Source organism: Kamptonema formosum PCC 10802 (genome assembly GCF_000332335.1).
Lineage (GTDB): Bacteria > Cyanobacteriota > Cyanobacteriia > Cyanobacteriales > Oscillatoriaceae > Oscillatoria.
This window is the reverse complement of sequence record NZ_KB235948.1, coordinates 1,834,552-1,848,370: the sequence shown is the minus strand read 5'-3', so window position 1 is coordinate 1,848,370 and position 13,819 is coordinate 1,834,552. Positions and strand designations below refer to the sequence as shown.

At 56.7% G+C, this 13,819-nt stretch carries 11 protein-coding genes, 1 tRNA gene, 1 pseudogene and 1 CRISPR repeat array; of the genes and pseudogenes, 8 read left to right on the top strand and 5 right to left on the bottom strand.

Going from position 1 to position 13,819, the window contains the following annotated elements:
* Nucleotides 1–69: 69 nt before the first annotated feature.
* The 3 genes from OSC10802_RS0107900 to OSC10802_RS0107890 form a co-directional block, all read right to left on the bottom strand.
* Nucleotides 70–141: transfer RNA gene (locus OSC10802_RS0107900), tRNA-Lys, on the bottom strand.
* A complete protein-coding gene (locus tag OSC10802_RS44110) occupies nucleotides 132–977 on the bottom strand; it encodes an alpha/beta fold hydrolase (protein ID WP_026098270.1) in 846 nt (281 codons plus the stop codon). The genes OSC10802_RS0107900 and OSC10802_RS44110 overlap by 10 nt, the downstream gene beginning before the upstream one ends.
* Before the next feature lie 67 nt (nucleotides 978–1,044).
* Entirely contained in the window at nucleotides 1,045–1,767 is a 723-nt protein-coding gene (locus OSC10802_RS0107890) for a lysophospholipid acyltransferase family protein (protein WP_026098269.1), read from the bottom strand.
* 80 nt (nucleotides 1,768–1,847) lie between these two features.
* Here OSC10802_RS0107890 and OSC10802_RS49140 point away from each other — a divergent pair, with 80 nt between their 5' ends.
* From OSC10802_RS49140 to lptC, 5 genes and pseudogenes are all read left to right on the top strand, one after another.
* Nucleotides 1,848–2,198: a hypothetical protein gene (locus tag OSC10802_RS49140; protein ID WP_155967446.1), complete on the top strand. Its 351-nt coding sequence runs from the start codon at nucleotides 1,848–1,850 to the stop codon at nucleotides 2,196–2,198.
* Between the two features lie 269 nt (nucleotides 2,199–2,467).
* Nucleotides 2,468–3,931 (top strand): annotated as a pseudogene (gene metG, locus OSC10802_RS39160) (methionine--tRNA ligase); the annotation flags it as partial.
* A 33-nt stretch (nucleotides 3,932–3,964) separates the two neighbouring features.
* Complete coding sequence (locus OSC10802_RS54135; RefSeq protein ID WP_232731809.1) at nucleotides 3,965–4,666, top strand: CAAD domain-containing protein; 702 nt, start codon at nucleotides 3,965–3,967, stop codon at nucleotides 4,664–4,666.
* 139 nt (nucleotides 4,667–4,805) lie between these two features.
* The gene (locus tag OSC10802_RS0107875) at nucleotides 4,806–5,414 is read left to right on the top strand and encodes a LabA-like NYN domain-containing protein (RefSeq protein WP_017716246.1); all 609 of its coding nucleotides are present in this window, start codon (nucleotides 4,806–4,808) and stop codon (nucleotides 5,412–5,414) included.
* Complete coding sequence (gene lptC, locus OSC10802_RS0107870; protein ID WP_017716245.1) at nucleotides 5,395–6,675, top strand: LPS export ABC transporter periplasmic protein LptC; 1,281 nt, start codon at nucleotides 5,395–5,397, stop codon at nucleotides 6,673–6,675. Before OSC10802_RS0107875 ends, lptC begins: the two co-directional genes overlap by 20 nt.
* A gap of 48 nt (nucleotides 6,676–6,723) precedes the next feature.
* Here the strand turns inward: lptC and OSC10802_RS0107865 are convergent, their stop codons facing one another.
* The gene (locus OSC10802_RS0107865; RefSeq protein ID WP_017716244.1) at nucleotides 6,724–8,043 is read right to left on the bottom strand and encodes a D-alanyl-D-alanine carboxypeptidase; all 1,320 of its coding nucleotides are present in this window, start codon (nucleotides 8,041–8,043) and stop codon (nucleotides 6,724–6,726) included.
* Between the two features lie 151 nt (nucleotides 8,044–8,194).
* The gene (locus OSC10802_RS52685; protein WP_017716243.1) at nucleotides 8,195–8,371 is read right to left on the bottom strand and encodes a hypothetical protein; all 177 of its coding nucleotides are present in this window, start codon (nucleotides 8,369–8,371) and stop codon (nucleotides 8,195–8,197) included.
* 187 nt (nucleotides 8,372–8,558) lie between these two features.
* On the opposite strand from OSC10802_RS52685, the gene plsX reads away from it, so the two are divergent.
* The 3 genes from plsX (at nucleotide 8,559) to cas1 (ending at nucleotide 12,223) form a co-directional block, all read left to right on the top strand.
* On the top strand, nucleotides 8,559–9,590 hold the full coding sequence (plsX, locus tag OSC10802_RS0107855) for a phosphate acyltransferase PlsX (RefSeq protein ID WP_026098268.1): 1,032 nt from the start codon (nucleotides 8,559–8,561) through the stop codon (nucleotides 9,588–9,590).
* 326 nt (nucleotides 9,591–9,916) lie between these two features.
* The gene (locus OSC10802_RS0107850; RefSeq protein ID WP_026098267.1) at nucleotides 9,917–10,915 is read left to right on the top strand and encodes a beta-ketoacyl-ACP synthase 3; all 999 of its coding nucleotides are present in this window, start codon (nucleotides 9,917–9,919) and stop codon (nucleotides 10,913–10,915) included.
* 534 nt (nucleotides 10,916–11,449) lie between these two features.
* The gene (gene cas1, locus OSC10802_RS0107840; RefSeq protein WP_232731642.1) at nucleotides 11,450–12,223 is read left to right on the top strand and encodes a CRISPR-associated endonuclease Cas1; all 774 of its coding nucleotides are present in this window, start codon (nucleotides 11,450–11,452) and stop codon (nucleotides 12,221–12,223) included.
* 281 nt (nucleotides 12,224–12,504) lie between these two features.
* Nucleotides 12,505–13,347: direct repeats of the CRISPR family, unit length 36 nt; unit sequence CTTGGCTTCCGCCCGGAAGTCGAATTAATGGAAACC.
* Nucleotides 13,348–13,819 lie beyond the last annotated feature (472 nt).

Sequence of the window (13,819 nt, the reverse complement as noted above, 5' to 3'; positions counted from 1 at the left end):
GACGGTTTGCACCACTGGACTCATTTCTTAATAATTGCTGGAATCCAAGTGGGGTGAGGGTTTGGAGAATGGGTCACCAGGGATTCGAACCCTGAACCTGCGGATTAAGAGTCCGAAGCTCTGCCGTTGAGCTAGTGACCCACACTTATATTTAGTCTAGCATATTCTGCCGGCGATTTGACAAGGGGGTGTGGGATAAAATTTTCACTTTCCAGAATCTGGTAAAGATCCACATCCCTTTCGAGCAAGCAGGCGTGCCCGCTTTCGGGCAGCACGACTATCTTAGCATTTGGCAGGCAGTTTGCCAGACGTTGCCCTTCTCCCACAGAGGGGAGGAGCCGGTCAGCGCCACTGGCAATTACCAGCACCGGCTGGCTGACAGTGCGCAGCTGGGCGTCCGTTACCTTAAACTCCCTGAGGAGGGACAGCCGCCTGCATGTGGTTGCCTGGGGCAGCGACTGCATGGCCTGAAGCAAATCTTGGCGCTCGCGGCGCTTCATGCGTCCCAAGGAGGCCAAAAAGGGCAGCAGCCCCACAGCTGAGACAGGATAAATGATAGCAGGAAACCAGCTGACAAACTGCGACCCCCAGGGGAGCAGGGGTCGCTGATTAAAAGAAGACGCCGCATTGACCAAAATCAGCCGGTCAATCAGCTTGTGGGAGCGCAGGCACACCAGCAGGGCCAAACAGCCCCCAAAAGACTCCCCGCACAAATAAACAGGACGCTTGTGGCGTCCTGCGTTCAATTCCGCTCGGATCAGCTCAATGACCCTGTTCGCGAGGGCATCCCAGCCGCTGAGGTCGTCCTTAGGGATGGCCAGGCAGCGGAGATCGAAGGTACGGCCCAGACCGGAGTTGATCTGACAGCGCAGCAACTCGCCGGTGCCATCCATCCCTGGCAGGAACACAAACAGCGGCAAGTCTGGCAATGGCTGTTTGGGCGTCAAAAAACGAAAATCGCTATTCACTGCTGGCATGGTGGGAGTGGGACTTCAAATCTATCAGCGTTTTGGGGATGGGGGGAGCCAGTCGCCGGCGTGGGGCTCAGCAACAGCCAAAGCGCAGCAAACCGGCAATTTCGGCATGAGTGTGACCGAGCAAGTCACCGACAAGGGTTTTTGCCTGTTTGCCTTGATAGGCTTGCTGGTGGGAGGGGGCAATCCAGTAGGGACGGCCAATCAGGAGGGTGACACGTTTATAAATTACCACAGGGTGCCAGCCCTCTCGCTCAAACAGGGGTTCTTCCGGATCAAACAGACTCAACAGGCGCACCGGCATTAGGGGGCGGATGACCTCTTTACTGGAGGCGAGGGCCACCGGCAGCACTGCCAGATCCCGCACCGGCGCGCGCAGGGCCAGATGGGCGAAGCCGCGATGAAACTCGCCCACTTCAGCCGGCTGAGTTGGCTGCAGCATTGGCTGTCCCCCTTCGGGGAAAACCCCCACCCACTGTCTGGCGGCGAGCAGCTGCGCCGCCTGCTGGAAAAAATGCTGCCCCCGGTGGGCCGGCGCTTCCAGGGGGAAGGCACCCATCTGGGTGACAATCTCGCGCAGCACCGGCACCTGACCCATATAATGATGGCAAGCAAAGCGAATTGGTTGCCCGACTGCTGCCATCAGCAGCGGCGCATCCATAAAGCTGCGGTGATTGCTCACCACCAGCACCGCACAGCCGGTGGGAATCCGGTTCTCGTGGCAGACAAACATGCGCGTCCCCATAGCAGCCAAGAGCGCGCGCGAAATTTGTAGTGGGCCATTTAAAGACATAGCGGGTCAGCCAGAATTGAAGCTTGCGATCAACGCTGTCGATCCCCACTAACTTTACATTAGTTGACTGGGCTTGACATGTGCCAGCGGATAGAAAGCTGGCAGCGCCAGTGGTGGGGCGCGCTCCGCAGCGTGTGGCGTTTCTCGATCCGAGCGCGGCGCACCGCTGGGGATCGCCGTCTCAGTGGGGCTTTTGCGTCGCGGGGGCGGGCGAAAAGGCCGGCGATCGATCCAACCCCAAGGTTCCGGCACTGCCGCACAGACGCAACGCTTGCGCCGATCCCGCTCGCTTGCAGGCGCTCGCGAGTCCTGCGATCCGCCCGGGAGGAGAAGTCCTAAGTTTACAGCGCCCTGGCCAAAGTCCAGCCGATTTGGCGAAATATAGAAAGCCGTGGAATGCAGCGCCATCAATTCACCATCAACAAACCTAGTTTGTTGAACAAACCGGGGCTATCACCGTGGCCATCTATTCCCAGGAGCAATGACTTGAATAGATTTTAAGAATTCTTGAAATTGAGAGCGAAAGCCTTGAACTGTGGTAAAAAAATAAAAAATTTGTCGGGGCGCTGTACTGCGGCTGGGTGGCAGCGGCGGTCGATCGGGCAGCCCGTATAGGCACGCATCATCAGTAAAATAGAAGCTTGAAGCCCCTCATGGATGAGCGAAAGTCGGCAACAGGGGTTGTTTATTGCAGGAACTTATGACCTCTACCAATAAAAGTAAAAACACATTTGCTCTGACAACTCCCGTATACTATGTAAACGACGTGCCGCACATAGGCAGCGCCTACACCACGATCGCCGCCGATGTGCTGGCGCGGTTTGAGCGCCAGCGGGGCAAGTCGGTGCTGCTGATTACGGGCACCGACGAACACGGCCTGAAAATTCAGCGCGCCGCCGAGTCCTTGGGCCTGACGCCCCAAGAACACTGCGACACGATAGCAGCCGCCTTTGACCGGCTTTGGCACACACTCGACATCCAGTACGACCGGTTCATCCGCACCACCTCCCCCCGCCACCAAGCGATCGTCAGCGAATTTTTCCAGCGCGTCTGGGACTCTGGGGACATCTACTCGGGCCGGCAGCAAGGCTGGTACTGCGTCTCCTGCGAAGAGTTCAAAGAGGAGCGCGACCTGCTGGAGGGACACCGCTGCCCCCTGCACCCCAACAAGGAAGCCGAGTGGCGCGACGAGCAAAACTACTTCTTCCGCCTTTCTAAGTATCAAAGCCAGCTGGAAGCGCTCTACCGGGAGCGTCCCGATTTTATCGCACCGGAAAGCCGGCGCAATGAAGTCCTCAACTTTGTGGCGCAGGGACTGCAAGACTTTTCCGTCTCTAGGGTCAACCTCGACTGGGGCTTCCCTGTGCCAGCAGATCCGAAACACACCCTGTATGTCTGGTTTGACGCCCTGCTGGGGTACGTGACGGCGCTGCTGGAACCGGATGAGGAGCCGGCGCTGTCCAATGCCCTAGAAACGTGGTGGCCTATAAACCTGCACCTGATCGGTAAAGATATTTTGCGCTTCCACGCCGTTTACTGGCCGGCAATGTTAATGTCAGCAGGAGTGCCGGTGCCCGAGAGGGTGTTTGGTCACGGCTTTTTAACCAAAGATGGCCATAAAATTAGCAAAACTCTGGGCAATGTCATAGATCCCGCCTCACTGGTCAGCCGGTATGGCTCCGACGCAGTGCGCTATTATTTCCTCAAAGAAATCGAATTTGGCAAGGACGGAGATTTTAACGAAACCCGGTTTGTCAATATCCTCAACGCCGACTTGGCTAATGACCTGGGCAATCTGCTCAACCGCACCCTGGGAATGGCCCGCAAGTATGGCAGTGGCTTCGTGCCGGCCATTGCCGGTGCAGACATTCCCAGCGACAACCCGCTCAAGGCAATGGGGCTGACCTTAGGGGAGGAAGTGGCTCGGGCATACGAATCCTTGGCGTTCAGCTCCGGGTGCGAAGCAATTTTAGCCCTGGTGAGAGCCTGCAATAAATATATTGACGACCGGGCCCCCTGGACGCTGTACAAACAAGGGCAGCAGCGAGAAGTCTCGGAAGTCCTCTACAGCGTTTTGGAGTCCGTTCGCCTGGCAGCCTATCTGCTGTCGCCAATTATTCCCAAGATCAGCACTGAGATTTACCGGCAGTTGGGCTTTAAGCTCCAGCCCCTGCCCTACCTCGAAGCGCCGCTCAAGGTGCCGGCAGGCGCTGCCAGCACCGCGTTGGTGGCCCTGCGCGGGCCGGCACCCTCCGCCGCCCCCCAAAAAGCAGCGCCCCCGCCAGCGCCGGCACAGCAGATCCTCCCCGCACAGTGGCAGGGGCGGTGGTCGAAGGTTCTCCGCCCTTTCGCTGAAGCGCCGGCCTATCTGGCAGACGCTCTGGCAGAAACCAGAGGGCTCCTGGTCGCCGTCCTGCTGCTGCTGCTGGTGATTTTTTCAGGCAATGCGCTTGTAGAATTAGCCCGGGGGATTAATGACATTCCCGTGATATCCCCGATGTTGGAAGCGATTGGGATAGGATATACGATCTGGTTTATATACCGCTACGCACTTTTTGCAGCCGGTCGCCAAGCCCTGTCTGGGAATTTGCAATCCCTCAAACAAGAGTTTGTCGGCGGGAACTCCCAAGCGGCAAAAATCGAGACACCCCCTCTGGCACTCAGCACTCACACCAGTCCCCCACCAGAAGGCGTCAGCCCCCTTCCCCCCTTGGAGGCGCAGCCGCCAGCCCCCGACACCCCACTGCGGGATATCGACTTTAACGACCGCACTGCCATTGCTGCAGCCGCTCCCTTTTCCACCCACGCCCGCTGGGGAATCCTGCCAGCTTCCCAGCCCCTAGGCGAAGCCAAGCCTGTGTTTCAGCGCTTGGAAGCCGTCGCACCGGTTTCGCCCTAACGCCACCCCCGAACACCGGCAGCAAAAATGCCGGTGTTTCAGGCATCAGGTTCCTACCCTGCAGGCAGTTGTAAATAAATGCTAAAAGTTAGGAAAGGCCGTATCAAATTTTTCATAAAAAACCCGAGGCATAACAACCATGTTGGCTCATCCAGAAAACAACGAACTATTCACCCCAGAACAAGTTTTGGAAAATCGCGGTCGAGTGGCCATTTTTATTGACGGCTCCAATTTGTTCTACGCTGCCTTGCAGCTGGGGATTGAAATCGACTACACCAAATTGCTGTGCCGGTTGACCGCCGGCTCGCGCTTGCTGCGCTCGTTTTTCTACACCGGCGTCGATCCCAGCAATGAAAAACAGCAGGGCTTCTTGCTGTGGATGCGCCGCAACGGCTACCGCGTCATCTCTAAGGAACTCGTTCAGCTGCCAGATGGCTCCAAAAAAGCTAACCTGGATGTGGAAATTGCTGTGGACATGATGGCGCTGGTCGGCTCTTACGACACGGCTGTTTTAGTCAGCGGCGATGGCGACCTGGCTTACGCTGTGGATGCTGTCAGCTATCGCGGCGTCCGTGTGGAAGTGGTGAGCTTGCGCTCGATGACCAGCGACAGCTTGATCAACGTTGCCGACCGCTATATCGACCTGGAAAGTATCAAAGAAGATATCCAAAAAACCCCCCGTCACAGCAACTATACCTACCGCCCCCTGTCCAGCATTGGCATGATAGATGACCGGTCTGAACGATAGCAGCAGCGCTTTAAAAGTTAAAAGTAAAAAGTCAAAAGAAAAAAATACAAAAAATTCTTTCTTTTGCCCTCCCCCCACTCCCTCCCGAACTGAGAAAAACTCTGGGGGTGCGGGAGGCCGTGGGGAGTGGCCTTTTTACTTTTTCCTTGTCGGGGCGCTGCTGTTGGGAAGCTCGGCTTGCAGCAATAAGCCGGGCCCGACCGCTCAACCGTCTCCAGCTCAGCTGCCGCCTGAGTCGGGCCGCTTAACCTTGAAGGATATCACCCTGGTAGCGGCGGACGAAAAAGGTCAGCTGCTCTGGAAAGTTAAGGCAATGGCGGCCAATTACACCAAAGATCAGGCAGTGGCTCACGTTGAGAATCCTGACGGGGAACTCTTCCAAGATGGGAAACTCGTGTTTCGCCTGAAAGCGAAGCGCGGGGAAGTTCACCAGGATGGCAAGAAGCTATTTCTATTTGACGATATTGTGGCGACGGACATCCAAGATGGAGCCGTGCTGCGCGGGGATCAGCTGGAGTGGCGTCCGAAAGAGGATATTTTAACTGTTCGCAAAAATCTCACTGGCACCCACAAGCAAGTGACCGTCTCCGCTCAAGAAGGGCGCATGAAAAGCCGCCAGCGCCACATGGAATTAACCGGCACTGTGGTGGCGACTTCTACTGACCCGCCACTGCAGCTGCGCACCGAACATGTCGTCTGGGAGAGGGACAGGGAACTTGTAACTGCGGACGTGCCGGTTCAGATTGACCGCTATGAGGGCAAAACTTTGAAAAACCGGGCAACTGCCGGTCGCGGCGAAGTCAGCCTGAAAGCCAAAACCGCTACCCTCCAACAGAATGCTCGGGTGAATTTGCTCGACCCTCCCGTGCTGGTGGCGAGCGAATCGATGACTTGGGATTTAAATGCTGAAACCGTTCGCTCCGAGGTGCCGGTGACGGTGGTCCACGAGAGCGAGCAACTGACTTTTTCCGCCAACCAGGGCATTGTTGACATCAAACCAAAAATATGCTATCTCACCGGCAGTGTGCGCGGTGCCGGCGAGCGCCGCCAGTCCCGGATGAGCGCGGACCTGATGACTTGGAATATTTCCACCCAAGATATTGACGCAGAAGGCAATGTGGTGTATAATCAGGCCGATCCGCCCCTGACTTTGAACGGGCCGAAAGCGGTGGGGAATTTGAATGCCCAAACGGTCACGGTGACCGGCGGCGGCGAGCCGGTGGTGACGGAGATAGTGCCTGAGGAGAAGAGGGGGCAGTAAGATTTTGGGCTAAAGCCCAACTACAAACCGCCCCGGAACGAGGGTATTTTAGCCGCCGAAGAGGATTTCGTTGCGATTGGCGGCACCCAGGCGGGTGCTGTCGCTGTTGGGAGGAGCCCCGGAGGCGATGGCTGGGATCGGCGCGGGCGGGGCTCCCCACTGCTTTTGCAGGCGCTCCAGAAAGGTGTCTTGCTGCGCCCGCAAGCCTTCGATATTTTCGCCCCGGTTGATGATGGCAAACCAGACTGGGCCACGGTCGCGGGTGGGCAGGACACCGGCTAGGGCGCTGACATCGGAGAGGGTGCCGGTTTTGACGACAGAGGCTTTGGGCATGTGCCGGTAGTCCATAGTGCCGCCATCGCGCCCAAAAACTGGAAACAGGTCGGCAACCGTCAGTCCGTAAGGTTGCAAGTAGCGCTGAATGGCCACAAATAGGGAGCTGGCGGCTCTCGGGGAAATGCGGTTCTCCTGTCCGAGTCCGGAACCGTTGAGCAGCTGGATTTCTCGGGGCGGGACACCGGCAGCGGCGATGGCGAGCTTGGCCACCACCGGCCCCCCTCCCAGTTCATCCGCCAGCATCTGGGCGATGTCGTTGTTGCTGTGAACGTTCATTTCTTTCAAAATGTCTCTCAGCGGCAGGGACTTGCGCCGCAATAGCAGCTGCTTGTTGGGAATGCTGCCGGGAGCCGGTTTGACCAGTTTGACGGCACCGGCAATCTCTATTTGCGGTTTGGGGGTTCCCGCCGGCATGGTAGAGTGCTGGGATTGGGCGTCTGGTGGCCAGAGGCGGGAGTCAAGGGCCTGTTTGAGCAATTCGCCGCTGCGAAGGGCGTCGGACTGGAAATTCATCGAGAAATTGCCGGCGATGACTAAATTGCCGGTGACGCGCTCGATCCCCATCTGGTTGAGGGCGTTGCCGGCGGCGATAGCTTCCTGCCAGACAAACATCGGATCGCCGCCACCGGCAATTACCAAGTCCCCCTGGACGACCCCATCCTGAATCGGGCCGGTGGCGCTGAACTCGGTCTGGAACTGGTGGGCCGGCCCCCAGGTCTTTAATGACGCCCAAGAGGTGGCTATCTTCGTCAGAGAGGCTGCCGGCAGGGGAATATTGCCCTGGTTGCTGGCCAGCAACACCGGCCCCGACTGCAGCCAAATCCCCTGAGCGTCTTTCTGCAGTCCGAGGGCTGCTAACTCCTGCAGGTATTGCCGCACAGTGGCTTCCGCTGCAGTTTCGGGCTCTGAATCGATGGCAAATCCGGGGATGCCAGGTCCTGCCAGCAGGGTGAAGGCATCCAGCGGGGTTGGGCGCATCCCCGCCCCCTCCAGCCACAGGGAGAGCAAACCCGAACTCAATAACTCCAGCATTTATCAGATTTCCTCACAAAACTTAATATTAAAGGCGCGGGTGCTGGCACCGGCACGACTGGGGAGCCGTGACTGGTGCGCGAATGAATTGAGTGTTAGCCCAAAACCGCGACTCGCGACCCCATACCGCTGACCTTTGACTTTTCAAGGTTCAGTATTCGGGAGCGTGCCGGTTTGGCAAAGAAGCCCATATCAATGCGACAATAATTTCAGCAGGGGGCAGGAGGAGAAGAGATTTGGCCAGCTGAATCCCGGAAAAGGGATTGAAATCTGACTCCTGAAATTCCTGCTGATAATAGCAAGCCGTCAAGACAGCTGCTACCGGCACAGCGCTGCTCTCTGACGCGCGGCACCTCCCCCTGTTCCAAGGGCGGAAGGGGTGCTTTGGGGTGCGGTAGCTCAGAGCTATTTTCAGGAAAGTCCCGACGGGTGCCGTGGAGAGATTCTGTCCGCAAGGGGTGCGCGCACAGCATAGCCATCTGGTAAAATTTTCTAGGTTTCTATGACTTTGATCAATGGGATCGACACGGGCACGGATTGCAATTGATGCTATGGGCGGGGACCACGCTCCAGGCGAGATAGTGGCTGGAGCGCTCAGGGCACAGGAGGAATTGGGCGTGGAGGTTTTGCTGGTGGGCGATCCGCAGCAAATAAAAGCCTCCGTGCAGCAGTACCATTCCCCACTGCCAGAAATTGTGCCGGCTGAAGGTACGGTCGAGATGCATGAGGAGCCTTTGAGCGCGCTTAAACGCAAGCCCAAAGCCTCTATCAACGTCGCGATGGATTTGGTGAAGCAAGGAAAAGCCGATGCGGTGGTTTCAGCGGGCCACTCAGGGGCGGCAATGGCCGCCGCTCTGCTGCGACTGGGCCGCCTGCCGGGAATTGACCGGCCTGCTATTGGTGCGGTGCTGCCAACTATCGTGCCTTCCAAGCAGGTGCTAATTCTGGATGTGGGAGCTAATGTGGACTGCCGGCCCAAGTTTTTGGAGCAGTTTGCGGCGATGGGGACGATTTACAGCCAGTACGTCCTGGGTGTGGCAGAACCCAAGGTGGGCTTGCTGAATATCGGTGAGGAACCCTCTAAGGGCAATGATTTGGCAGTGCGCACTCACCAAATGCTGCAAGACAATCCGCACATTCCCTTTGTGGGCAACGCGGAGGGGCGCGATGTGCTGTCGGCTAAGTTTGACGTGATTGTCTGTGATGGCTTTGTGGGCAATGTGCTGCTGAAGTTTGCCGAGGCAGTGGGCGAAGTGGTGCTGCAGGTACTCAAGGATGAGTTGCTGCGGGGAGTCCACGGCAAGATTGGCACGGCGATGCTGCAGCCGAACCTGAAGCGGATTAAGCAGCGCATTGACCATGTTGAGCATGGCGGCGGCTTGCTGCTGGGCGTGGGCGGTGTTTGCATTATCAGCCACGGGGCGTCTCAAGCACCGACGATTTGCAACGCTGTTCGCCTGGCGAAGGAAGCGATTGACAACCAGGTGCTGGAGCGCATTCAGTCCCAGTATCAAAAAAAGGAGCAGCAACCGGCTGTTACGGAGTAGGGGCAGTTCGGCTGGGGGCGGCGGGAGGAATTGTATAGCAGCATTCACTTAGGGAACGGACAGTAGGACAGGCGAGACGCCTGTCCTACGCCTTTTTCCCTGGGCCACTGATGTCCGCGCCCAATATGACTGCTGCTATGAACCGCCGCCGCGCTCCCTTGGAGGGGCGTGCGAGGGTGCCGGCGGGTGAGTGGGAAAAGTTTCCGCTCGTGGCGGTGCGAGGCTGAATTAAAATTTAAAAATTCGCAATTGACCGTGACCTGAGGACCTTGCACCCCCACCTAAAGTCCCCATTTAGCCCACTAGCCACCAATGGAGTAATCAGTTTGAAGCACACAGTTGCAGGCGTTGCCATTACGGGATGCGGTTCAGCCACACCAGGGGCTTGCCTCGATAACCAGGGGCTCAGCCAGATTGTGGAAACGTCGGATGGCTGGATAGCCACGCGCACCGGCATTAAGTGCCGCCGTCTTGCCGGTGCTGAGGACTCTCTGAGCGCTCTGGCGGCGGAGGCGGGCCAAAAGGCTCTGGCAATGGCCGGTCTGGAGCCTGGGGATATTGATATGATTGTTCTGGCTACTTCTACGGCGGATGATCTGTTTGGCTCGGCTAGCAAAATTCAGGGGCTGTTGGGGGCGTCGAGGGCGGTTGCGTTTGATTTGACTGCGGCTTGTTCGGGGTTTGTGTTTGGGCTGGTGACGGCTAGCCAGTTCCTGCGCACCGGCATTTACCAAAATGTGCTGCTGATTGGCGCTGATATCCTGTCGCGCTGGGTGGACTGGTCCGATCGGACCACCTGCGTGCTGTTTGGCGACGGTGCCGGTGCGGTGGTGCTGCAGGCGTCGAAGCGCGACCGGCTGCTGGGGTTTGAGCTGCGCAGCGATGGGACGCAAAATGCCTGTTTGCAGCTGGCTTACCGGGGGGGGCCTCAGGAACTGGCTGCCGGTGTTAAGATTGGCAAGGGCACCTATGAGCCAATTCAGATGATGGGCCAAGAGGTGTACAAGTTTGCTGTCCGCCGGGTTCCAGAGGTGATTGAAAAAGCTCTCCACCGGGCGGAGTTGACTGTGGATGATGTGGACTGGCTGCTGCTACACCAGGCGAACCAGCGGATTCTGGATGCGGTGGCGCAGCGTTTGAATATTCCGTCGGAAAAGGTGATTAGCAATTTGGCGAAGTACGGGAATACTTCGGCGGCTTCGATCCCTCTGGCGCTGGATGAGGCGGTGCGCGGGGGCAAAGTTGAAGTGGGAGATGTGATTGCTGCCGCCGGCTTCGGTGCGGGGCTGAGTTGGGGGGCGGCGATTTTTGAGTGGGGGCGGTGAGTGATTTTGGATGCCCGGATTTTGGATTGAAGAAAGGGTAGAGTGCCGGCTATAGCATAAAAATGCAAAACTGTCAATAGAGGGAGTGAAGAAACCCGGTTTCTTGGAGAAACCGGGTTTCTGTATATGGGCACCGGCATCTGTTTGGACCGGCTGGTGTGCCGGTGGGTTGGAACGATGGAGCTCGGAGCTCGAACGATGGACCTCGGAGCTCGAACGATGGAGCTCGGAGCTCGAACGATGGACCTCGGAGCTCGGATGATGGAGCTCGGAGCTCGGATGATGGAGCTCGGAGCTCGAATGATGGAGCTCGGAGCTCGGATGATGGAGCTCGGAGCTCGAACGATGGAGCTCGGAGCTCGGATGATGGAGCTCTGAGCTCGGATGATGGACCTCAGAGCTCGAACGATGGAGCTCAGAGCTCGAACGATGCAGTTTGGGTGTGGGGTGGGGGGCTGCAGGAAGGGTTTCAATCCCGTTGCCGGGATTCAGCTGGCCAAAAACTTTCTCCTCCTACCCCCCGCTCAAATCATTATGGCATTCATTTGGGCTTCTTTGCACAACCGACATGCTCCACCTGAGTTCACCCGCCGGCAGGCGGAGGCGATTGTGCGGGCCAAGTTGCACAATTCGCGGATTCTGCTGATGCGGCTGAACCGCCGCAACCAATCGAAGCTGTCTTTGGGTGCCGGTGTTTCAGAGGCGATTGAGGACTTGGCCCGGTTGATGGACTGCTTGCCTGTGGCTGAGAGTCTTGATGCGCTGCGGGGGTATGAGGGAAAGGCTGCGACAGTTTATTTTCAAGCCCTGGGGTCCCTGTTTACTGGGCCATTTACCTTTGCCAAGCGCACCAAGCGCCCGCCCACTGACCCGATTAACAGTTTGCTGAGTTTGGGATATACCTTGTTAAGTCAGAATGTCCATTCGTTTGTTCAGGCGATTGGGCTGCACACCCACTTCGGCAATCTGCACGTCCCTCGGGACAACCATCCGGCTCTGGTGTCTGACTTGGTGGAAGAATTTCGCGCCCAGCTGGTAGACTCACTGGTGGCGTATTTGGTGAATTCTAAGATTTTTGAGCCGGCGGATTTCACTCCGCCTGACGAGTGGGGCGGCGTCTATTTGCACCCTGACGCGCTTAAGAAGTTTCTCAAGCACTGGGAGGAGAAGTTGCAGTCTCAGCTGACTCACCCGCATACTGGATATAAGGTCAGCTTCCGCCGCTGTCTTGAGTTGCAGGTGCGGGAATATGCGGCTTGTTTGATCAGTGAGGTGCCGGTGTATCGCCCGATGATCTGGAGCAAGTAATTTTGCTTCAGGAGATTGAGGGTTGGCCATTCCTCCCGCTCTCAATCTCTGGTGCCGGTGGGGCAGGGATTTTTCTCTGCCGAGAATTCTTTCGCGGGGGTTGGGCGGGAGCTGAATTCCTTATTCTGTGGCAGACCCCCGCGAATCGCTCTCCCCGTCTGGATTTGAAGCTTCGAGACTCTATGCTTGTTGAGAACTATTCGCAGTGTTTCCCCCAAAATTTGACCCCCCGCGAAAAAGTGTGGTAGACTGCTGTCAGCGGTAGGCTTCCAGAGCCTGCTCTTGGCTTCCGCCCGGAAGTCGAATTAATGGAAACCATCAGGAATTTTAAAGGTCACTTGGGCGTTATTTGAATCTTGGCTTCCGCCCGGAAGTCGAATTAATGGAAACCCACTGCACCATTCTGGTTGTAGAACAATTTCCCACTAGCGCTTGGCTTCCGCCCGGAAGTCGAATTAATGGAAACCTTTGACGGAGCCATCCCCAAGGGACTCCTGCAAAAACTTGGCTTCCGCCCGGAAGTCGAATTAATGGAAACTTTTCTTGTAGCTCACATATCTTGCGACCATCTACCACAGCTTGGCTTCCGCCCGGAAGTCGAATTAATGGAAACTTCTGTCGGTTGATGGGTTTCCATGACAATTTCCTACTCTTGGCTTCCGCCCGGAAGTCGAATTAATGGAAACTCCTCCTGAGATAATTCACGATACTGGTTGTTTTCTGGTCTTGGCTTCCGCCCGGAAGTCGAATTAATGGAAACCAGTTAGAATTTTTGCATCCGAGTGTCTTGGTGCTTCAACTTGGCTTCCGCCCGGAAGTCGAATTAATGGAAACCCAATCATGTCTTGAGGGGTTAGTTTATGAGGCTTGGCTTCCGCCCGGAAGTCGAATTAATGGAAACCGTTTATCCCAGATGGCGGAAACCTGCGGGAGGATTTCCAGCTTGGCTTCCGCCCGGAAGTCGAATTAATGGAAACATGAAATGCTGGCTACCGTCCGAGAGGAGAACGGTTGAACCTTGGCTTCCGCCCGGAAGTCGAATTAATGGAAACCGTTTTTTGTCCCAAGTTACCTCTTTCTTACAAGAGCTTGGCTTCCGCCCGGAAGTCGAATTAATGGAAACCGTTGGGAAGGATGGAGGTGTCACAGGGAATTTCCAATTGCCGGTGTCTCTTTCCCGAAAGCGGGATTTCTGAAGGGGCTTGGCGGTTAGAAAACGCAGCTACACAGACGAAACCCGCCTGCGCGGGTTTCAAGAAGTTCAATATTACGTGCCGGTGGGCTGAGTTTGTCGCAGGGAATTTCCAATTGCCGGTGTCTTTTCCTCAAATCGGGATTTCTGAAGTCCGCGAAGGCGGACTTCGTTTGTATAGCCGCGATTTATAATCGCCGGGGATTATCGGTAAAACGCCGGGTATCTATCGGTAAAACGCCGGGTATCTATCGGTAAAACGCCGGGTATCTATCGGTAAAACGCCGGGTATCTATCGCTAAAACGCCGGGGTGCTTGGCGGTTAGAAACCGCAGCTACACAGACGAAACCCGCCTTCGCGGGTTTCAAGAAGTTCAATATTACGTGCCGGTGGGCTGAGTTTG

What these genes read in the sequence shown, in the direction of transcription:
- plsX (WP_026098268.1), top strand. Translation starts at nt 8,559, where the DNA reads ATGGGATCGACACGGGCACGGATTGCAATTGATGCTATGGGCGGGGAC.
- OSC10802_RS0107865 (WP_017716244.1), bottom strand. Translation starts at nt 8,043, where the DNA reads ATGCTGGAGTTATTGAGTTCGGGTTTGCTCTCCCTGTGGCTGGAGGGG.
- cas1 (WP_232731642.1), top strand. Translation starts at nt 11,450, where the DNA reads ATGGCATTCATTTGGGCTTCTTTGCACAACCGACATGCTCCACCTGAG.
- OSC10802_RS44110 (WP_026098270.1), bottom strand. Translation starts at nt 977, where the DNA reads ATGCCAGCAGTGAATAGCGATTTTCGTTTTTTGACGCCCAAACAGCCA.
- lptC (WP_017716245.1), top strand. Translation starts at nt 5,395, where the DNA reads ATGACCGGTCTGAACGATAGCAGCAGCGCTTTAAAAGTTAAAAGTAAA.
- OSC10802_RS0107890 (WP_026098269.1), bottom strand. Translation starts at nt 1,767, where the DNA reads ATGTCTTTAAATGGCCCACTACAAATTTCGCGCGCGCTCTTGGCTGCT.
- OSC10802_RS0107875 (WP_017716246.1), top strand. Translation starts at nt 4,806, where the DNA reads ATGTTGGCTCATCCAGAAAACAACGAACTATTCACCCCAGAACAAGTT.